Genomic DNA, 20,498 nt, shown 5'->3' on the forward strand with positions numbered 1-20,498 from the left:
AATACCCTATTATCGATAAATGCGCCATTACAAGGAAGGACTGTCAGCAACAATGCTGGCGAAAATAGCCCTTGCCTGCCATCATAGCGCCGTAACCTGACACAAAAGATGGACTATGGCTTACGCGCAACTCGCCCTAGCACTCGCCAGCTCGGCCTCCTTAGCAGCCGCAAGCCTGTTACTGCCCGAAAACCGCTACGACCCAGCGGTACTAGCCCTGGCCATCTTCACGATGAGTATGCTGTGTTTCCTGATCGCCTTTAGCGGCAAGCTCGACGCGCTGCGCGCACGACTCGGCCGCAGCCAGGCGAAAGAGCGGCAACTGCAGGCCTTGTTGGATCACAGCCCCGCCGCATTGATTTTGCTCAACAAGCACTTTCGGCCCATCTATACCAACCAGAAGTTTCACAGCCTCAGCGGCATCAGTGATGACAGCGTTCCGGAGACCGCCGACATAGAGCGGCTGCTATCGCTGATTTCCGAAGAAACGCGCCAACGCATTCGCAGCACAATTGAGCAGGGGCGAAGCTGGGAGGGCGAGCTGCATATTCAACTCGCCGACCGCGAGGAATATGTTGCCGCGGTGGCCTCGGCGACCAAAGACGAGCAGGGCAATATAGAACACTATATATTCAGCTGTGAGGACATCTCTGAGAATAAGGCGATCGCCAACCGGCTGTTTGTTCGCGAACACTACAGCGTGTTAACCGGCTTGCCCAATCGCCAGCTGGCATTAAAAAATCTGCAGCGCACCATTGAACAGCAGGGCGAGGACGCCAGCGGATTTGCCATATTGCACCTCGACCTCGACCGCATCCGCTTCATTAATGACTCGCTGGGCCACCACGTGGTTGATCGCTTATTCCGCGAGACGGCCGAGCGCCTGCGACGCTGCATCAGCGACGAACAGCTACTCGCTCACTTGGGCGCCGACGAATTCCTGATCATTCTCGGCGAAGGCAGCTGCAGCGATGAAGCCAGTATTTTCGCTGAAACCGTGCTGAGCAAAGTGAGTGAGCGCTATCTGATAGACACCAACGAGATTAACGTCTCAGCCAGTATTGGGATCAGCCAGTATCCCGACCACGGTCGCGACGCCGAAACCTTGTTGCGCCGAGCCGAAGCGGCGATGTTTGCGGCGAAGGGGAAAGGCGGCAACCAATTCTCTTTCTATCAAGCGGGTATGAGCAGCCAGGCCGAATACCGACTGGAAACAGAGTCGCAACTGCGCCGCGCGATAGAACGCGATGAATTTAAGCTTCACTTTCAACCCGTTATCGAGATCGGCAGCAACCGCCTGGTTGCCGCGGAGGTGCTGCTGCGCTGGCACAATAACGAGCTGCGCAACCCCGGCCCGGATCAGTTTATCTCCGTTGCAGAAGAGTGCGGCATGATTGGCATGATCGGCGAGTGGGTGATGATCAACGCCTGCCAACAGGCAATGCGGTGGCGGCGCGCGGGACTGCCAGAGATTAACATTGCCGTGAATATCTCTGCGCGGCAGTTTGAAGAGTCGGAGATTGTCGATACGGTGCGGCGCGCCCTGCAGCAATCGGGTCTGCCGGCACGGCAGCTGGAGCTAGAAATCACCGAAGGGCTGTTAATCAACGATACGCCCAATCTCCGCCAGTGCTTCCAGGAATTAAAGGCACTCGGCGTTCGCCTGTCGCTGGATGATTTCGGCACCGGCTACGCTTCGCTCAGCTACTTGAAGCGCTACCCCTTCGATATTCTAAAAATCGATCGCAGCTTTGTTCACGATATCGACCAAAGCCAAGATAGCGTCACGCTGGTAAACGCCATTATTGCGATGGCGCACAGCTTCGGCATGTCGGTTATTGCCGAAGGTGTCGAAAACCTGCAACAGCGACGCCTGCTAAAAGATCATCACTGCGACATGGTACAGGGCTTCCTCTACACCCCCGCGCTAAATGCCGAAGCCTTCTCAGACTGGGCTAAACGCTACGCCGACGTCCACGAAGCTCAGCATATTTAAGGCAGCTCTGATTAATTCGGTAATGGCTCAGCGGAGCCTATCGCGTGCACTGGCGAGGCTAAGGCAGCTCGGGGTATAGCAAACTATCCCCCTCCCAGACCGAAGGCGGGCGGCACAATGGCAGCGGTGTGTCGCCTGGCAGCAGCCAAATCGGCGCTGAAAACGCCACCGGACGGTTATTATTCGCCGAATCTAACACCCTAACAAAGGCGTATTTTTTGTTGCTGCCTACGGAAAGCTCACCCTGCAGTTCACCTCCGCTCGCCTCTGCTAGCACGTTATTGCCCGGCCCAACCAACTGAACCACAGCGCTCGACATGGGCTGGCCATGCAGACTCACCGAGACTCGGTAAGGCAACATGCTGCCTGCCGGTTGACGGATTCTCGCTCCCAGGGTGGCATCAGCCACGCGGTAGTCCAAACGCAAGTCACTGTAGTGTTGCGCCACGGCATATATCCGCCTTGCCAACAGCGCCTCTCGCAAATCATCAAGGCTGCGAGAGCGCGCCCGGATCACGGTTTTAGGTAAGTCGGGGTCACCCCAGTGAATGCCGTGATGGTCTTCTGAACTGATCGGCGCGAGGTGCCAGCCCTTATCCAGGGCATAACTCAACCAGCTCCCGCCCGGCCCATCGCTATCGTATTCACTGCCCTTGCCAAAAACTTCAATACCGACAACGCGGTAGTCAGCGGTATCGACATAGCGAAAATCATTGAATGTAAAAGCCGGGTCACCGCCGGCAAATTCAAAGGCGGATTCCAACGCATCTTCACGGCCGGGGTGATTAAAGCTAAGCAGTCCATCACTGCCGCCGCCAAATTGCGCAGGATAGGTAAACCACTGCCAGAACAAGGCCATACTCACCGCGTATCCGGGGCCGGTTTTGGCATTGACGATATTGCGCGAGAAGTAGACATTCGCATGGCCGAATCGGTCCGAGGTCCATTCAAAGCCGCGTATAGCCGTGAAATTATCGGTAGTGGCGGCATTGCTTTGACTCAGCGTCGCCGCCCACTTGGCCAGTGCATCCTGCGGGCGTTGCTCGTCAACCAAAAACAGGCAGTAGAGGAAGTTTTCAGGTGGGCATTCTGCCCGGCCTATGCCCGTGGAGAGGGGAATGCCCAGGTTATCGGAATGGTCAGAGGAGGCAACGAAGTCGTAGCCAAGTTCCTTCACCCGACGATACACATCCGCAGGCTTGGTTAGCGGCGTGCCGTCAGAGTAGGCGGTGTGCTCGTGCATCGCACCGATGTAATCCTCGAAACTATCCGGATCATACGCGGGGGTGCAGGCATCGGCGGGTGCCTCCGGGCCAATTTGCTCAAGCACATAGCTTGGCTCGGTAACATCCAGCAGAGCCTCCGCGCAGCCCTCGGCAGAAGGTTGGCGCAAGCATTGGCGCAGCGACGGGCCGATGAGGTCGCCAAGTATGCAGCCGCTGCTTAACGGGTCTGAACAGGCCAGAAAAGCTTGCGGATCAAGTATCGAAGAAAGCGGGTAGAGGGGACAACCGGGTTGCAGTGGGTCCATTAAGCACGACAAAGGATCCGGGCTTTGCGCTTCCCGCAGCACCAACTGCAAGCTGCGACGCTCCTCGGTGTGCGCGCGACCATCGCTCACCTGCCACGCTATTTCAACAAGCACGGGCTCACTGAGCGCTGGAACAATAAAGCTGGCATTGGGCTTGTCGGCATCGCGCAGGCCCAAACGCACATCGCCGCTCGTTTCGCCCTGCTGCCAAAGTGTTTGCATGGCATCGGCGTCGGCGTCGCTGGCGATGCCACGCAAGAAAACGGTTTCGCCACTGTAGGCAACACCGGGATCGACCTCAACACGCTCGATTTGAGGGGCCCGATTTGCGACCGGCAACAGATGGATACGAAGGTCGGCGCTGGCACTACCGCCGCTATTGTCGGTTGCCGTCAACCTCAGTACCAGGTCTCGTGCCTCACTGGGGTTGGGTGCAACAAAACTTGCCTGCAGGGTGTCAGCCCCATCTATCACAAGGTCGTTATCTTCACCCAAGCCCTGCCAACGCACACTGACAATGTCGCCGTCGGGATCAATCGCCGATGCACTAAGGCTCACCCGCTCACGGCCACGCGCGTCGAAACTATCGCCTACATCAATAACGGGAAGACGGTTTTGAAACACATTGCGCAACTGGACCGAGGTGTTGTCACTACCGATAAAGCCGCCGCTATCCCGGGCACTCAGACGAAAGCGCAGGGTGTCATCGTGCTCAACCTGGGGCAGGCGGAGATGCAAGCTGTCTTGGTCACTGGCGCCAATAATCGTGGCACTCGGTCCCGCCGTTTGCTGCCAGGAAAGGGCTCTGATACTGCGGCCGTTGCGCGCCGTTACCGAGGAATAGAGCGTAATTTCTTCCCCTTCATCAGCCACTTTATCTGAACCGGCATCCACCCGCGGCGCCATTGCTGTATCGTTAGCCGGCCTTAACTGAATCGAGGTTTCGGCAGATCGGGGCTCCCCGTCGGCAGCTTGACGCTGAACTCGCACACGAATACTGGCAGGGCCGTTTAGCGCCACGCTGCGGTATTGGAAGCGGTCCTCATCAACCTCGGCGGTTTCCAGCAGGGGCTGGCCCGAGACCACCGTCCACTGCCACGGCGCAGTCGTCGCGCTATCACTGTTATCCTGTGCTAACAGAATTTGCGTACTTTGTGCGGCGACTTCCGTTTCGCCGATAATCGTCAGCTCGCTGTTATCAGCGGGCACACTAGTGTTGTCACTGCCCGATGAACTCCCGCCACCACAGGCGCTGAGAATAATACAACAGGCGATAAAACCGCTTCGAATGGTAAACACGTCGACAAGACCAATCTGTGATAACGGGCAGTGTAGCGCCGCTATGTGACACCGACGTTAAATGTGACAGGAAAGTTACTTCACTCCTCGATGACGGCGAATCAGATCGTAAGCCGCTCTGATTTCCTGAGACTTTTCGGTCGCAATCTTCAGCATATCCTCAGGTACACCGCGCGCAATGAGCTTGTCTGGGTGGTGCTCACTCATCAGCCGGCGATAGGCCTTCTTCAATTCAGCATTGCTGACATCAGCGCTAACCCCCAGCGCAGTGTATGCATCCTCTAGGTCACTGTGTTGCTGGCGATGGGCCTGCTCTCGGGAGGAATGTTGATGGTAATTAAAGTGCTGCTGAGCGCGACTCATTTTTAGCAGTTGCTCAAAGTCTCGCGCGGCAAACCCGAGGAACTGCGCCACTCTGGATAAAACGGCCTCTTCGGCGGCATCTATTTCGCCGTCGGCGATCGCCATTGCCAGCAACGCCTCTATCAGCATTTGCTTTAACAGCGGCTGAGCAGCGCAGTGTTCCAAAAAGCGGGACACCTCTTCCTCGAGCACAAAGGCGTCGGCGCTACCTTCCTTAAACCGCTCTATCGCGCTGCGCCGCCGCTCGCTGCTCAAGCCCAGCTGAGTAAAAATGGCTTCTGCCTGATGAATCTCTCGCTCGCACACACGGCCATCGGCTTTAGCGAGATGCCCCATGATGCGAAAGGTGCTGTCAAAAAACGCCTGCTGAAGCAGCTCCCGGCGCGCGGCATAGTTGAAGCCCATCGCCTGCTTCAGGCCTCGGTCGAAAAAATGCCCAATGGCCAATCCGACCACTGCCAATAGCAGCCCGCCGGTAAAATAGCCGAGTACTGCGCCGATGAGTTTTCCCATGCCGTGTTGCTCCACACCACTGTGAACAGGTCCTAGATCATAACAAGTCTATTCCTCGGCCACACGCGTCGCCGCGAGCCACGCAACGCTGTATAATCCTCGCTTCTTTTATTCCACGCACAGCGGTAGACGGGGATCACAGTGAACCAGGCAGATGTAAGCAGCTTCCAGGGACTCATCCTGAGCCTGCAACAGTTTTGGGCCAAGCAGGGCTGCGTTGTTTTGCAGCCCCTCGATATGGAAGTCGGCGCAGGCACCTTTCACCCAGCCACATTTTTGCGGGCTATCGGCCCCGAGAGCTGGAATGCCGCCTATGTGCAGCCATGCCGACGCCCCACCGACGGCCGCTATGGCGAGAACCCTAACCGCCTTCAGCACTACTACCAGTTTCAGGTAGTCATGAAGCCTTCGCCCGATAATATTCAAGAGCTCTATCTCGACTCGCTGCGCATGCTGGGTATCGATCCAACGGTTCACGACATACGCTTTGTTGAGGACAACTGGGAGTCGCCGACCCTAGGCGCCTGGGGACTCGGCTGGGAAGTGTGGCTGAACGGCATGGAAGTCACCCAGTTTACCTACTTCCAGCAAGTGGGCGGTATTGAGTGTTTCCCGGTTACTGGCGAGATCACCTACGGGCTGGAACGTATCGCCATGTACCTGCAGGGCGTGGACAGCATCTATGACCTGGTGTGGACCGACGGGCCCGAAGGCAAGGTGACCTACGGCGATGTGTTCCACCAAAACGAGGTGGAGATGTCGACCTTTAACTTTGAAGAGGCCGATGTGGAGCAGCTGTTCAGCAACTTCGACCACTACGAGGCAGAAAGCCAGCGCCTGGTAGAGAAAGGCCTGCCTCTTCCCGCCTATGAGATGGTTATGAAGGCCTCACACGCCTTTAACTTACTCGACGCTCGCCACGCCATTTCGGTCACCGAGCGCCAGCGCTTTATCTTGCGTGTTCGCGGTTTGGCCCGCGCAGTGGCCCATGCCTACGACGAAGCACGGAACCAACTTGACTACCCGCTAGCCAGCGACGAGCGAAAAGCCGTATGGCGCGAACAATTTCGCGCAGACAAAGGAACAGCCTGATGAGCAAGCGTGATCTGCTGATAGAGATCGGCACAGAAGAACTCCCCCCGAAGGCACTCAGCAGCCTGTCCGAGGCCTTCACCAACAGCATTACCCAGCAATTGACCGCTGAGGAACTGAGCTTTGAAGGCGTAGAGGGCTTCGCCTCGCCACGTCGCCTTGCTGTGGTCGTTAGTCAACTCGACGAACAAGCGCCCAGCAAAGACATAGAAAAGTGGGGGCCGCCTGTCAAAGTCGCCTTTAAGGACGGCCAGGCCACCAAAGCCGCCGAGGCCTTTGCAAAGAGCAATGGTTTGGCACTGGATGAGCTGAGCAACTACATCGCCAACGACGGCAAGCAAGACAAGCTGTGCTTCCGCTCTACCGCCGAAGGCAGCCGGGCCAGCGAAAAACTGCCAGGCTTTATCGACCAGGCTTTGGCATCTCTGCCCATCCCCAAGCGTATGCGCTGGGGTGCAAAGCGTGAGCAGTTTGTGCGCCCAGTTCACTGGGTAAGCGTTATTTTTGGCGACGAGGTTGTTAGTGGTGAGGTGATGGGTCATCGCATCGGCCGCAGCAGTCGCGGCCACCGCTTTCACAGCGAAGGCGAGCTGCAACTGGGTAAGCCTGCAGACTACGCGCGCCAGCTTGAAGAAGAAGGTCGTGTTATCGCCGACTTTAGTCGTCGCCGTGAGTTAATTCGCCAACAAGTCACCGAGCAGGGACAGCGCCTCGGCGGTGAGGCGGTGATCGACCCGGCACTGCTGGACGAGGTCACCGCACTGGTTGAGTGGCCGGTGGCCTTAGCGGGTAATTTTGAGCAGCGTTTCTTGCAGGTTCCGGCCGAGGCCTTGGTGTCCTCGATGAAGGAACACCAAAAGTATTTTCACGTGGTAGATGCCAAGGGGGAGTTGCTCCCTCACTTTATCACGGTGTCCAACATCGAAAGTCGCGAGCCGGAAAAAGTCATCGATGGGAATGAGCGGGTTATTCGCCCACGCCTGAGCGACGCCGCGTTCTTCTTCGAAACCGACTGTAAAACGTCATTGGCAGAGCGCCGTGAGCGGCTGAAGAAAGTCGTTTTCCAGGAAAAGCTTGGCAGTATTTTTGATAAGACCGAGCGCGTTGCCGAACTCTCAGCGCTTATTGCCTCGCAATTGAATGTCGACGCCGCGCAGGCGCGCCGTGCCGCCGAGCTTAGCAAAAGCGATCTGGTGTCAGAGATGGTGCTGGAATTCGACGATATGCAGGGCATTGCCGGTACCTACTACGCCAAGAACGACGGCGAGCCCGCCGCGGTTGCCCAGGCCATGCAGGAACAGTACCTGCCTCGCTTTGCCGGCGATGAATTACCGGCCGGCGATGTCGGCACGGTCGTCGCCCTGGCTGACCGCCTGGACACCATAAGCGGTATTTTCGGCATCGGCCAACTGCCCACAGGGTCAAAAGATCCCTTTGCCCTGCGCCGCGCGTCACTGGCGGTCATGCGCATTCTGATAGAAAAAGCGTTGGACCTGGATCTGCGCCCACTGGTCGTCAAAGCCATTGCCCAACACAGCGCGGTGAAGGGCAGCGACGAGCTGGTAGAAAGCATCCTCGGCTACATGTTCGAGCGACTGCGCGCCTGGTATGACGACAAAGGCGTGGCCAGTGAGATCTTCCTCGCCGTCAATGCCAAAGGCATCAGTCATGCCCTCGACTTTGATCGCCGCGTTAACGCTGTTCAAGCCTTTACCCAGTTGAAGGAAGCCAGTGCATTGGCCGCCGCCAACAAGCGCGTATCGAATATTCTCGCCAAAGCGGAAGGGGACGTAGCGCCGACCGTCGACGCGAGCTTATTGCAGGAAGACGCCGAGCAAGCACTACACTCAGCCCTGGGGGCGTGCTCGTCAGAAGCCCTGGCGCTATTTGAATCCGGCGACTACACGGCAGGCTTGAAATCATTGGCGGTCTTGCAGGGCCCCGTTGATCGCTTCTTTGACGATGTCATGGTGAACGCCGACGACCCGGCGCTCAAGAATAACCGCCTCAGCTTACTCAAACAGCTACAAGCCTTGTTCTTGGAAGTAGCCGATATATCACTGCTGGTGCCTGCTAAAAAATAGCGGGCAAGCGATGCGATGGGAGCAGGGATGACGTTACCGTACAAAGTGTGGCTCGGGCTGCGCTCGGGGCTGTTTTTTGTAAGCTATGCGCTGATTACGCTGTTTTTTAGCGTTACAGGTATTGTGTTCACGTGGTTCCTACCCTTCCATGTTCGCGGCCGCTACTTTGTCATTGGCAATGCGCTGATCATCTTTTGTCTGCGGCTAATTTGTGGCGTACGCACGCGCGTCGTCGGCGAATTGCCCACGCAGCAGCCCTATGTCGCCCTGGCAAAACACCAAAGCCAGTGGGAAACCTTTTATTTGCAGTGGTTTCTTTTTCCCGTTACCACCGTGGTTAAAAAAGAGCTACTGTCCGTACCGTTCTTCGGCTGGGCGCTGCGCATGATGAATGCGATCGGCATCGATCGCAGCAACCCCCGGGCGGCGATGCGCCAAACCATGGAGCAGGGCACTCGACACCTGGCCAATGACTGCAACCTGCTTATCTTCCCAGAGGGAACCCGAGTCCCCCACGGCGTGCGCGGTAAATACGCTAGGGGAGGGGCAGGCATTGCCGTCAAAGCCGGCGTCCCCATTTTACCCATCGCTCACAACGCCGGAAGGCTGTGGCCACCCAAAAGCCTGCTTATTCGGCCAGGTACAGTCACGCTGTGGATAGGGGAGCTGATTGACACTCACGACGGTGACCCAAAGGCCCTGGCCGAACAAGCCGCAGAATGGATCGAACAACACTGCGATAAAATGCCTTAGCCGGAATCAACACAAAAAAAAGCCCGCGAATCGATGCGACTCGCGGGCTTTTTTAGTGCCTGGGATCAGACATCCAGGTTAGCTACTTTCAGGGCATTGCTTTCGATGAAGTCGCGGCGAGGCTCGACCTGATCACCCATCAAGCAGGTAAAGATCTGGTCGGCGGCAATCGCGTCTTCAATCGTGACCCGCAGCATGCGTCGGGCATCCGGATCCATGGTGGTTTCCCACAGCTGATCTGGGTTCATTTCACCCAGCCCTTTATAGCGCTGCACATTGATGCCGCGCTCTGCCTGGGCCATTAGCCAGTTCATCACCTCGTCGAAGCTCTCCACCTCTTGGGTGCGCTCACCGCGTTTAATATAGGCGCCGTCTTCGAGCAGCCCCTGCAGGCTTTCACCGAGTTCTGCAATGCTTTGATAATCTGAAGACTTGAAGAAATCACGCCCAAAGCGATAGTGGGTACTTACTCCATGGGAGGTTATTTCCACCTCAGGGACAAAGATATTCAGTTCATTGTCTTCCACTACTCGCACATCGTAGCGGTGTTGCGGATCGCGGGCCTCGAGCTCTACGGTGACCTCTGCCAGCGCGGTGCACCAGTTATCCATCACTGCCCGCTCGCCGAGTTGATCGGCCTTAACGGTGGGTAGGTGGACAACTTCACGCAACAATCGCGCAGGATAAATGCGCGATAACCGCTGGGTGATATCTTCAACTTTCCGGAAGTTGGTCACCAGCTTTTCCAGGCCTGCACCGCTGATCGGTGCCGCGTCCGGGTTTACGTATAGCGCTGCACCATCAAGCGCATTCTGGGTTAAGTAGCTGGCCAGGGCAGCCTCATCTTTCAAATACTGATGCTGCTTTCCGCGCCCAATTTTATACAGGGGCGGTTGGGCAATATAGACATAACCGTTTTCAATCAACTCTGGCATTTGACGGAAGAAGAAGGTCAGCAGCAGGGTACGAATGTGCGAGCCGTCTACGTCGGCGTCAGTCATGATGATGATGTGGTGATAACGCAGCTTTTCTAAGTTGAATTCCTCTTTGCCAATGCCGCAGCCAAGGGCCGTGACAATGGTGCCAACTTCAGCAGAGGAGAGCATCTTGTCGAAGCGCGCCTTCTCAACATTCAATATTTTACCCTTGAGAGGCAGAATAGCCTGAGTGCGACGGTCGCGGCCCTGCTTAGCCGATCCACCCGCCGAGTCACCCTCCACCAAGTACAGTTCAGAAAGCCCGGGGTCTTTTTCTTGGCAGTCTGCAAGCTTGCCTGGCAGGCCTGCAATATCCAGGGCGCCTTTGCGGCGAGTCATTTCCCTGGCCTTGCGAGCCGCTTCACGGGCACGGGCCGCATCCAGCATTTTTTGGACGATCTGCTTAGCTTCGCTGGGGCTTTCCAGCAGGAAGTCACCAAACTTAGCGGTCATTGCTTGTTCGACAACCGTTTTCACTTCGCTGGAAACCAGCTTGTCTTTGGTCTGCGAGGAGAACTTGGGGTCGGGGACTTTAACTGAAATAACGGCAGTTAGGCCCTCTCGAGCATCATCCCCTGTCGTGGATACCTTAGCCTTCTTTGCCAGGCCTTCACTTTCAATGTAGCTATTCAGATTACGCGTCAGACCAGCCCGAAAACCCGCCAAATGGGTGCCGCCGTCACGCTGGGGAATATTGTTGGTGTAACAGAATATATTTTCCTGGAAGCCATCATTCCATTGAAGGGCGACTTCAACACCTATGCCATCCGCTTCGGTAGTGAAGTGGAAAACATCGTTAACAGCACTTTTATTGTTGTTGAGGTACTCAACAAAGGCGCTAAGACCACCTTCGTAACAAAAAACTTCTTTTTCACCACTTCGCTCATCGATCAGCTCGATGTTGATACCAGAGTTCAGGAAAGCCAGTTCGCGAATACGCTTCGCGAGATAATCAAAGTGGAATTCAATATTGGTGAAGGTTTCTTTGCTGGGCTTAAAACGGACTTCCGTTCCGCTGCGTTCAGTATCGCCAATAATCGCCAGTGGAGCGTCGGGTACACCGTGGCGATAGACTTGCTCGTGAACTTTACCGCCCCGACGAATGGTGAGGCGCAGCTCTTCGGAGAGGGCATTTACCACGGATACACCAACACCGTGGAGACCACCAGAGACCTTGTAAGTGTTGTCGTCAAATTTACCGCCGGCGTGCAGAACGGTCATGATAACTTCTGCCGCTGATACGCCTTCATCATGGATCTCAGTGGGAATACCGCGGCCATCGTCACAAACGGTAACTGACTCATCAGGGTGGATGATGATTTGTATCTTGCTGCAATAGCCGGCCAGGGCCTCATCAATCGAGTTATCGACGATTTCGAACACCATATGATGAAGGCCAGAGCCATCATCGGTATCACCGATATACATGCCGGGACGCTTACGCACGGCATCTAGGCCTTTTAGCACCTTGATACTGGAGGAATCGTAATTTTTGTTTTCTTCAGTCATTCTAAACCTCTACACACAAGAGCCTTGCCCAGCAGCAAGTCCTTTTTATTTACCTGTCGCCCACACGCCGCTGGCTGAAACTAGGCGTTGGTATAATGTTCCACGTGAAACCTTCTTATTCCTTTCGCGTCACCCAGCCATGCGTCATCCAAATCTGACGCCTCTATGGAGGTCGCAAAAACTTGCATATCCATACCTGCGATCACTCCAAATAGAGCAGCGCGGCGCTCTCGATCCAGCTCTGCGGGCAAGTCATCAACTAACAACAACACATCGAGATTTTGCCGCCGCATCAAACCGCATTGCGCCAACTTCAGCGCACAAACCAAAGTCTTAATCTGCCCACGCGACAACACTTCAGCCGCGTTAGTACCACCGTAACCAAAGCGAATATCTGCTCGATGAGGGCCCACTCGTGTAAATCCTTGCCGCAGGTCTTGCTCTCTGGACTCGTTTAAAAGCCGACGCAACTCCTCTGCGCCTAAACGGCCTTCGTCATCATCCCAGCCACTGATAAAGCGCATAGTAAAGCGCGAGGCATCCAGAAGATTACTTCCGTCCTGGCCAGACTCACCCTGAAGCTGGTTAAGGAGACCTACAAACGCCTCCTCGAGCTCAGTAAATTGCGCACGGCGCATAGACGTGATTTTCGCCCCTGTCAGCGCAATTTCGTCTTCCCAAGGGGAGAGCATTGCATCCGATAGTTTACCACGTCTGAGCAGTGTATTTCGCTGCTTTACCGCTTTTCTATACCTCGACCACTCCTCGTAAAAACCAAGATGTTTCACGTGGAACACTGACCAGTCGAGAAACTGCCTGCGCACAGTCGGCGAACCTTCAAACAACTGAAAGCTATCAGGGTTGATCAACTGTACTGGAAGCAGGCCGGCTAAATCTGCGAAGGACCTGAGTCGCTCACCCGCATATTTAACGAGCAGCGACTTATCTCGCCCCCGCTGAATACCAAGTATCCGACTATCGTTATGTTCGCCATCAACCAGTGCCCCCCTCACGAGCAGAGAGGGGGCGTCGAAATTCACCACACTATTAATCTTTCGCGAGCGAAATGACCGCGTGAGCGAGAGCATGTGTATCGCCTCCAGCACAGAGGTTTTGCCACTACCATTCACTCCGTGGATAAAATTAAAGGTAGAGAGGTTACTCAGCTCACAGCGCCGCAGATTACGAAAATTGGCGATGTGTAATTCACTTAACCGCATCGGGCGTCACAGGTCCGCGAACAGAAAGGGAAGGGCAGAATACAAAAACGGCCACCATCGCTGGCGGCCGCTATCAAACTCACTAACATCCGTAATTGCCAGCGCCTTACAAGCGCATCGGCATAACAACATATTGGCTATCGCTACTCTCAGACTCTTCCACCAAGGCCGAGCTGTTGGCGTCCGACAGCGAGAACTTCACGGTTTCGCCATTAATTGCCGACATCACATCCAGCAAATAACTCACGTTGAAACCAATTTCCAAGCTATCGCCCTCGTAATCCACGGCCACGATCTCTTCCGCTTCTTCTTGCTCGGGGTTGTTAGCCACTATCTGTAAGTTGCCGCTGCTGAGTAACAGGCGAATGCCGCGGTATTTTTCGTTAGACAAAATAGCGGTGCGTGCGAAGGCTTGCTTAAGCTCTGCGCGACTACCCAATACCGTCTTGGTGCTGCCGCGGGGCAGTACACGCTCGTAGTCGGGGAATTTTCCGTCTATCAACTTAGACGTGAATGTGAAATCGCGGGTGACCACACGAATGTGATTGCTACCCACAAAAAGCTCCGCATCATCGTTTTCATTAATGAGCAGACGACCCAGCTCGATCACCCCTTTGCGTGGCAAAATCACTTGAGCGCCATTGGACACATTGATGTCGCCATTGAAGCTGGCCATCGCCAACCGGTGACCATCGGTCGCGACAACACGCAACAGACCGGGGTTCACCTCAAACAGCATGCCGTTCAGGTAGTAGCGAACATCCTGCTGGGCCATGGCGAAGCTGGTGCGATCAATCAAGCGCTTTAAATCGCCTTGCTTTAGGCTGAAACGCTGACCGCCGTGACCCTGCTCAACACTGGGAAAATCGCTGGCGGGGAGGGTGGACAGCTGAAAGCGGCTGCGCCCGGATTTAATAATGAGTTTCTGCTCATCCTGACTAACATCGATCACCGAGCCTTCGGGGAGGGCCTTACAAATATCCACCAATTTTTTGGCAGGTACCGTGATTTCTCCCGGCTCGCTCGCCTGACCCTCTTCAGTCAAATCCACACGACCGATCAGCTCCACCTCGAGATCCGTACCTGTCAGCGAAAGTTGCTGACCATCCAGCACTAACTGAACATTCGCCAAAATAGGCAGTGTTTGGCGGCGTTCAACAACACCGGCAACAAGGTTCAGGGGCTTGATCAAAGCGTCCCTAGAAATAGAAAATTTCATTCGTTGTCTTCCCGTTGGTTTTTGCTGGTCGCAGGGCCGCTTTCCCAGGCCGTAACAGACTACACTTTATTATAAAAACTGACCTAAAAACATTAGGTTGTCAGAAGTCTTATTAAATTCTTATAGTCTTCTCTGATATCGGCATCGGCGTCGCGCAATTCCTTTATTTTGCGGCAGGCATGCAACACCGTCGTATGGTCCCGGCCACCAAAGCCCTCGCCAATTTCCGGCAAACTGTGGTTGGTTAACTCTTTAGATAGCGCCATCGCTAACTGCCGCGGACGCGCCACTGATCGACTGCGACGCTTGGACATTAAGTCGGCGATTTTAATCTTGTAATACTCTGCGACGGTGCGCTGGATATTATCCAAACTCACCTGCTTATCCTGCAGCGCCAGCAAGTCTTTTAGCGATTCTTTAATCAGCGGAATATCGATGGGCTTGGCCATAAACCGCGAACTCGCGATGACCCGCTTCAACACGCCCTCTAGCTCGCGGACATTCGAGCGAACACGCTGGGCAATAAAAAACGCCGCATCAGAGGGCAAGGGGATATTCTCTTGCTCTGCCTTCTTCAGCAAAATCGCCACCCGCGTTTCCAGCTCAGGCGGCTCTACCGCCACGGTAAGCCCCCAGCCAAAACGCGACTTCAATCGCTCTTCCAACCCCTTAATTTCCTTGGGGTAACGGTCACAAGTAAGAATCATCTGCTGACCGCCTTCCAGCAAGGCATTAAAGGTATGGAAGAACTCCTCCTGGGAACGCTCTTTCCCGGAGAAAAATTGAATATCATCAATTAACAGCGCATCAACCGAGCGGTAATAGCGCTTAAACTCATTGATCGCGTTGAGCTGTAGGGCCTTAACCATATCGGCAACAAAGCGCTCAGAGTGAAGATATACCACGCGAGCATTGGGGTTTTGTTGCACCAGGGAGTTACCCACCGCGTGCATAAGGTGAGTTTTACCCAAGCCAACCCCACCATATAAAAACAGCGGGTTATAAGCGCGCCCGGGGTTCTCAGCGACCTGGCTTGCGGCCGCGCGGGCAAGTTGGTTCGACTTACCCTCTACAAAGGTTTCAAAGGTATAGCCCTCCATCAAGGAGCTCTGATGGCGGATACCACCTTCAACTTCCACTTGCCGCTGGGAGCTGGTATTGGGTGCTGCCGACACCGCAGTGGAGGACTGGATAATTGCCGGGGCGGGCACCGGCGCAACGGCCTCATCCCCCGCGGAAGGGTTCTCTGTGGCAGCAGGGCTTCGGGTCAGGTCCTCTCCATAACTGACAGAAGGCGTAGGGCGTTGACGCGCCATCGCCGATTGCTGGCGATCGGCAATCGCCAGCTCAACATTGAAGCCTTGGCCGCCAGCGAACTCGGCGACCAGTTCTTCAATTCGAGCAAAAAATCGATCGTTGACCCAATCTCTAACAAAGCGATTAGGCGCCAGCAGGCGCAACCAACCTTCTCCGACCTCTAAGCGCAGCGGCCGAATCCAGGTATTAAACTGCTGCGCGGGCAACTCCTCTTGAAGAACCGCTAAGCACCGCTGCCATATGGCGTCAGACAAAATAACACTCCCAAAACCAAAAATACCCGCCCAGCGAACACCCACCTTCCAACCACAACAAAGGCGTCGCTTAAGCGGGATAAAACCCAGCTAAATCTGTAAATAAGCCGGACATTCTACGCCTTCAACCCAAACTTATCCACACCTACTCGACTTTATCAACAATCATGAATCGTTAAAAAATACCTAAATTTCAATGATATATAACGATAAACAATAAGACTCTATGGATAAGCCAGAACAACATGTGGATAACCCCGGGATCAAGATGTGAATAACTTGTCAATAGGGTGTTATCATCGAAAACATATAGCAAACAGCCCCAACCAGCCTGAAATTCCGATAACGAAGCCGACAAGCGGCTTGGCAAATTAACGCCTTATAGGCATTGCTATTAGCGGTGCCGTCCACTAAAATTCGCGATCCGATTTTTCGTGCTCCATTGCCGCTTAATCCCGGCGGGAGACAAAGAACTCGTCGTATAACGACACTGTGAACGGACAAGATCATGAAAAGAACTTTTCAACCAAGCAACCTGAAACGCGCCCGCACTCACGGTTTCCGTGCTCGCATGGCAACCAAGAACGGCCGCAAAGTATTGAACCGTCGTCGCGCTAAAGGCCGTGCTGTTCTGTCTGCATAATCAAGCGCTAGATTAAGGTACCGGTATTGCAGTGGAATTCGGCTTTGATAAATCACTGCGCCTACTCAATGCCGGCGACTACCAGGCTGTATTCGACCAATCTCGTCTGAAGGTCTCTACCGCCGAATTATTATTTCTAGCGAATGCCAACGGCCTTGACCATCCTCGGCTTGGCCTTGTTGTTGCCAAGAAGAACGTACGCTTAGCCGCACAGCGAAATCGCCTGAAACGCATCGTCCGAGAGAGTTTCAGAATGCAGCAGTCGCGATTGCCGGGTATCGATGTTATCGTGCTGGCTCGAAAGGGCGTCGACAAGCTCGACAACCCCACTTTGCATAGAACCTGCAAACAGTTGTGGCGACAGTTAGAAAAGCGCGCCGAGAAGCAACTGCGCAAGCAAGAGGGTTAAACCTTGCAGCGCCTACTTATCGCCTGCATCAAGTTTTACCGCCTGTGCATCAGTCCGCTGATGGCACCACACTGCCGTTTCTATCCCAGCTGTTCCCATTACGCTATCGACGCTATCCGCGAGCACGGTGCCCTGCGTGGCAGCTGGCTTGCCCTGCGCCGCATCGGTCGCTGCCACCCGTTAAATCCCGGCGGCTACGACCCCGTTCCACCCTGCCATCACTGCCAAAACGAAAACAACTCAATCAAGGCTATTAAGCAATGATCGATATTCAGCGCTACCTACTTATCGCCGCCATCGCCGCGCTCTCATTTATGCTGCTGGTTGAATGGAAAAACTTTGACGGCGGCGACACTGCTCCGCTGGCAGCGGCCGCCGCACTGGCTGAGCAACCCACCAATGCCGACGTTTCTCTGCCCACCAACGACGCTGGCAGTGACGATTTACCCACCGCCGACAATGTCGACAACAGCGTTGAAGACTTCGCCGATAAGGGCGTAGACAGCCGCTACATTCATATTCGCAATGATGTTCTGGACCTGAAAATCGACCTACAGGGCGGCGACATTGTCTATGCCGCTACCTTGGAGCACCGCGACAGCATTGACGAAGAAGAAGCCTTTGTACTGCTCGAAAACAACCAGCGTCGCAGCTATGTGGCCCAGAGTGGCTTAATCGGTAAAAACGCCACCGACACAGCGCAGGGCCGCCCCATGTTTAGCGCCAACCTTGAGAGCTTCTCCTTAGAAGAAGGTCAGGACAGTGTTTCCGCTAACCTGCGTTACCAATACAGCGACGACATTCTTATCACTAAACGCTACACCCTGCAGCGTGGCGACTATCTGGTGAAACTCGACTACCTCGTTGAAAACCGCTCTAGTGAAGCCTTTAGTGCCTCACTGTTTGGCCAGCTGAAGCGGGACAACAGTGTCGACCCCGGCGTCAACGACGACGGCCTGTTCGCGATGAAACCCTTTATGGGTGTCGCCTATTCCAGCAGCGAAGACCCCTACAACAAACTGGCCTTCCACAAGCTGAAAGAAAAGCCACTGAATGAGCAAATGGAAGGTGGCTGGGTCGCCATAATCCAACACTACTTCCTTAGTGCCTGGGTGCCCGACCAATCTGCCAACAACAGTTTTAAGACCGTTGTTACGCGCCAGGGCTTAAATATCGTTCGCTTCACCTCACCGTCGCAAACGGTTGCTGCCGGTGAGCAGGGCACCTTGAGCGCGGCGATTTATATCGGCCCTAAAGACCAGTACCGTTTGGAGGAAATCTCTCCCGGCCTGGAGCTCACCGTCGACTACGGCTGGCTGTGGTGGATAGCGCAACCCTTGTTCTGGCTGCTGACCAAACTCCACAGCGTCTTCGGCAACTGGGGTTGGGCGATTATTGGCGTTACCGTGTTGGTAAAAGCCGCCTTCTTCCAGCTTAATGCCAAAGCCTTCACCTCCATGGCAAATATGCGCAAGGTGCAGCCGAAACTAATGGAGCTGCGCGAGCGCTACGCCGACGACCGTCAAAAGCAGTCTCAGGCAATGATGGAGCTGTACAAGAAAGAAAAAATTAACCCCGTCGGCGGCTGCCTGCCTATGCTGGTGCAAATGCCGGTATTCATCGCTCTGTACTGGGTGCTGATGGAAAGTGTTGAGCTGCGCCATGCACCCTTTATGCTGTGGATTAATGACCTGTCAGCGATGGACCCCTATTTTGTCTTGCCGCTGATTATGGGTGCGTCGATGTTCATCCAGCAGAAGCTGAATCCGCCACCGGCAGATCCTATGCAGGCGAAAATCATGCAGTGGATGCCCATCGTCTTTACCTTCTTCTTCCTGTTCTTCCCCGCGGGCTTGGTGCTGTACTGGGTAGTCAACAACACCCTGTCGATTATTCAGCAGTACATCATTACCAAGCGCATTGAAAAAGCTGGCTTGCCGTCTCGTTAAGCGATGAGCCAGCAAGACACTATCGCCGCCATTGCCACGCCGCCCGGCAAAGGCGGCGTTGGTATCATTCGTATTTCGGGCAGTAAAAGCCTGGCTATTGCGGCTGCGCTGATGGATCGCAGCCCGCAACCTCGCCGTGCCCACTTCGCCCATTTTCGAGAGATTGTCGACAACGAAACAGATGTTATCGACCAGGGGCTGGCATTGTTTTTCCCCGGCCCCAACTCCTTTACCGGCGAAGATGTTCTGGAACTGCAGGGTCACGGCGGCCCGGTAATTATGGACCGCCTGCTCAAGGCCTGCCTGCGTGCCGGTGCCCGCATGGCGCGTCCTGGCGAGTTCTCCGAGCGCGCATTTTTGAACAACAAAATCGATCTCGCCCAAGCTGAGGCCATCGCCGACTTGATCGATAGCGCCTCGGAACAAGCCGCTCGCCAGGCGATGCGTTCACTCGATGGCGCCTTTAGTCGCGAGATAGACCAGCTGGTAGAAGCCGTCACGGTATTACGGATCTATGTCGAAGCGGCGATAGACTTTCCGGAAGAAGAAATCGACTTCATTAGTGACAGCCGCGTCGCCGACGACTTGAGCGCGATCAAACAGCAGCTTCAGCACGTCAGCAACGCCGCCCAGCAAGGCAGTTTGCTTCGCGACGGTATGACCGTTGTTATTGCCGGTAAACCCAATGCCGGTAAATCCAGCTTGCTTAATGCCCTGGCCGGGCGAGAGTCGGCCATCGTTACCGACATTGCCGGCACCACGCGGGACATATTGCGCGAAAACATCCTGATTGACGGCATGCCGCTGCACATCATTGATACCGCCGGTCTGCGCGACAGCGATGACCCGGTGGAACAAGAGGGCATTCGCCGAGCCTGGCAGGAAATCGACAAAGCGGACCGTGTACTGCTGATCGTCGATAGCCACCAACAGCGCCACGCCGATATACCCGACACCTTCGCCGAGCACGCCAATGCCGGCAAACTCAGCCTGATTTTCAATAAATGTGATTTGAGTGGCGAAACGGTGCGCGAGGACACGCAAGGTGAGCTGCCCACGCTCTACCTTAGTGCCAAGGCAGAGCAGGGCATCGACCTGCTGCGCAACCACCTCAAACGCTGCGTAGGGTTTGAAGACGGCGACAGCCCGTTTATTGCCCGGCGGCGTCACATTGAAGCACTGAATACCGCCCGCGAGCACCTCCTGCAAGGCGAACACCAGCTCCACCACTACAATGCCGGCGAACTGCTCGCCGAAGAGCTCCGCCTCACCCAGCAAAGCCTGTCAGAAATCACCGGTGCCTTCACATCCGACGATCTGTTAGGCCGCATCTTTTCCAGTTTTTGTATCGGAAAATAGCTATCCCCATA

Annotated in this window: 15 protein-coding genes; 9 read left to right on the top strand and 6 right to left on the bottom strand. The window is 55.0% G+C overall.

What is annotated here, in order from left to right; all coding sequences use genetic code 11:
• Positions 1-115: 115 nt before the first annotated feature.
• On the top strand, positions 116-1,996 hold the full coding sequence (locus H573_RS17195) for a putative bifunctional diguanylate cyclase/phosphodiesterase (protein ID WP_051171041.1): 1,881 nt from the start codon (positions 116-118) through the stop codon (positions 1,994-1,996).
• A 58-nt stretch (positions 1,997-2,054) separates the two neighbouring features.
• Here the strand turns inward: H573_RS17195 and H573_RS0105780 are convergent, their stop codons facing one another.
• The gene (locus H573_RS0105780) at positions 2,055-4,826 is read right to left on the bottom strand and encodes a PKD domain-containing protein (protein WP_027873436.1); all 2,772 of its coding nucleotides are present in this window, start codon (positions 4,824-4,826) and stop codon (positions 2,055-2,057) included.
• A gap of 75 nt (positions 4,827-4,901) precedes the next feature.
• The gene (djlA, locus tag H573_RS0105785) at positions 4,902-5,702 is read right to left on the bottom strand and encodes a co-chaperone DjlA (protein ID WP_027873437.1); all 801 of its coding nucleotides are present in this window, start codon (positions 5,700-5,702) and stop codon (positions 4,902-4,904) included.
• Between the two features lie 141 nt (positions 5,703-5,843).
• Between djlA and glyQ the strand changes: the two genes are divergently transcribed.
• Genes glyQ through H573_RS0105800 form a run of 3 tightly spaced genes read left to right on the top strand, consistent with a single transcriptional unit; the run spans position 5,844 to position 9,631 of the window.
• A complete protein-coding gene (gene glyQ / locus H573_RS17200; protein WP_036255786.1) occupies positions 5,844-6,794 on the top strand; it encodes a glycine--tRNA ligase subunit alpha in 951 nt (316 codons plus the stop codon).
• Complete coding sequence (glyS, locus tag H573_RS0105795) at positions 6,794-8,878, top strand: glycine--tRNA ligase subunit beta (RefSeq protein ID WP_027873438.1); 2,085 nt, start codon at positions 6,794-6,796, stop codon at positions 8,876-8,878. Before glyQ ends, glyS begins: the two co-directional genes overlap by 1 nt.
• A 27-nt stretch (positions 8,879-8,905) precedes the next feature.
• Positions 8,906-9,631 carry a lysophospholipid acyltransferase family protein gene (locus H573_RS0105800; protein ID WP_036255788.1) on the top strand — a complete coding sequence of 242 codons (726 nt, stop codon included), beginning with the start codon at positions 8,906-8,908 and terminating at the stop codon, positions 9,629-9,631.
• 65 nt (positions 9,632-9,696) lie between these two features.
• Here H573_RS0105800 and gyrB read toward each other — a convergent pair whose 3' ends face one another.
• The 4 genes from gyrB to dnaA all read right to left on the bottom strand — a co-directional run bounded on the left by gyrB (position 9,697) and on the right by dnaA (position 16,127).
• Complete coding sequence (gene gyrB, locus H573_RS0105805; protein WP_027873440.1) at positions 9,697-12,117, bottom strand: DNA topoisomerase (ATP-hydrolyzing) subunit B; 2,421 nt, start codon at positions 12,115-12,117, stop codon at positions 9,697-9,699.
• Between the two features lie 80 nt (positions 12,118-12,197).
• Positions 12,198-13,337 (bottom strand): DNA replication/repair protein RecF, encoded by a 1,140-nt coding sequence (gene recF / locus H573_RS0105810; protein ID WP_027873441.1) that lies wholly within the window; start codon positions 13,335-13,337, stop codon positions 12,198-12,200.
• 106 nt (positions 13,338-13,443) lie between these two features.
• A complete protein-coding gene (dnaN, locus tag H573_RS0105815; RefSeq protein WP_027873442.1) occupies positions 13,444-14,556 on the bottom strand; it encodes a DNA polymerase III subunit beta in 1,113 nt (370 codons plus the stop codon).
• Positions 14,557-14,648: 92 nt separating this feature from the next.
• Positions 14,649-16,127, bottom strand: a complete 1,479-nt coding sequence (dnaA, locus tag H573_RS0105820; RefSeq protein WP_027873443.1) for a chromosomal replication initiator protein DnaA — start codon at positions 16,125-16,127, stop codon at positions 14,649-14,651.
• A gap of 508 nt (positions 16,128-16,635) precedes the next feature.
• Between dnaA and rpmH the strand changes: the two genes are divergently transcribed.
• The 5 genes from rpmH to mnmE are packed head-to-tail and all read left to right on the top strand — an operon-like array spanning position 16,636 to position 20,487.
• Positions 16,636-16,770 carry a 50S ribosomal protein L34 gene (gene rpmH, locus H573_RS19270; RefSeq protein WP_084497939.1) on the top strand — a complete coding sequence of 45 codons (135 nt, stop codon included), beginning with the start codon at positions 16,636-16,638 and terminating at the stop codon, positions 16,768-16,770.
• Positions 16,771-16,801: 31 nt separating this feature from the next.
• Positions 16,802-17,179, top strand: a complete 378-nt coding sequence (gene rnpA, locus H573_RS0105825) for a ribonuclease P protein component (protein WP_027873444.1) — start codon at positions 16,802-16,804, stop codon at positions 17,177-17,179.
• A gap of 3 nt (positions 17,180-17,182) precedes the next feature.
• Positions 17,183-17,443 carry a membrane protein insertion efficiency factor YidD gene (gene yidD / locus H573_RS0105830; protein WP_027873445.1) on the top strand — a complete coding sequence of 87 codons (261 nt, stop codon included), beginning with the start codon at positions 17,183-17,185 and terminating at the stop codon, positions 17,441-17,443.
• Positions 17,440-19,128 carry a membrane protein insertase YidC gene (gene yidC, locus H573_RS0105835; protein WP_084497940.1) on the top strand — a complete coding sequence of 563 codons (1,689 nt, stop codon included), beginning with the start codon at positions 17,440-17,442 and terminating at the stop codon, positions 19,126-19,128. The genes yidD and yidC overlap by 4 nt, the downstream gene beginning before the upstream one ends.
• Before the next feature lie 3 nt (positions 19,129-19,131).
• Positions 19,132-20,487 (top strand): tRNA uridine-5-carboxymethylaminomethyl(34) synthesis GTPase MnmE, encoded by a 1,356-nt coding sequence (mnmE, locus tag H573_RS0105840; RefSeq protein WP_027873447.1) that lies wholly within the window; start codon positions 19,132-19,134, stop codon positions 20,485-20,487.
• Positions 20,488-20,498 lie beyond the last annotated feature (11 nt).

Origin of the sequence: Neomelitea salexigens DSM 19753 (assembly GCF_000422345.1) — a bacterium.
GTDB classification, from domain to species: Bacteria; Pseudomonadota; Gammaproteobacteria; order Pseudomonadales; family Spongiibacteraceae; genus Spongiibacter; species Spongiibacter marinus_A.

Excerpts from the sequence above, each read along its gene's own strand:
- H573_RS17195 (WP_051171041.1), top strand. The coding sequence starts at position 116 with ATGGCTTACGCGCAACTCGCCCTAGCACTCGCCAGCTCGGCCTCCTTA.
- djlA (WP_027873437.1), bottom strand. The coding sequence starts at position 5,702 with ATGGGAAAACTCATCGGCGCAGTACTCGGCTATTTTACCGGCGGGCTG.
- glyS (WP_027873438.1), top strand. The coding sequence starts at position 6,794 with ATGAGCAAGCGTGATCTGCTGATAGAGATCGGCACAGAAGAACTCCCC.
- H573_RS0105800 (WP_036255788.1), top strand. The coding sequence starts at position 8,906 with ATGACGTTACCGTACAAAGTGTGGCTCGGGCTGCGCTCGGGGCTGTTT.
- gyrB (WP_027873440.1), bottom strand. The coding sequence starts at position 12,117 with ATGACTGAAGAAAACAAAAATTACGATTCCTCCAGTATCAAGGTGCTA.
- recF (WP_027873441.1), bottom strand. The coding sequence starts at position 13,337 with ATGCGGTTAAGTGAATTACACATCGCCAATTTTCGTAATCTGCGGCGC.
- dnaN (WP_027873442.1), bottom strand. The coding sequence starts at position 14,556 with ATGAAATTTTCTATTTCTAGGGACGCTTTGATCAAGCCCCTGAACCTT.
- rpmH (WP_084497939.1), top strand. The coding sequence starts at position 16,636 with ATGAAAAGAACTTTTCAACCAAGCAACCTGAAACGCGCCCGCACTCAC.
- yidC (WP_084497940.1), top strand. The coding sequence starts at position 17,440 with ATGATCGATATTCAGCGCTACCTACTTATCGCCGCCATCGCCGCGCTC.
- mnmE (WP_027873447.1), top strand. The coding sequence starts at position 19,132 with ATGAGCCAGCAAGACACTATCGCCGCCATTGCCACGCCGCCCGGCAAA.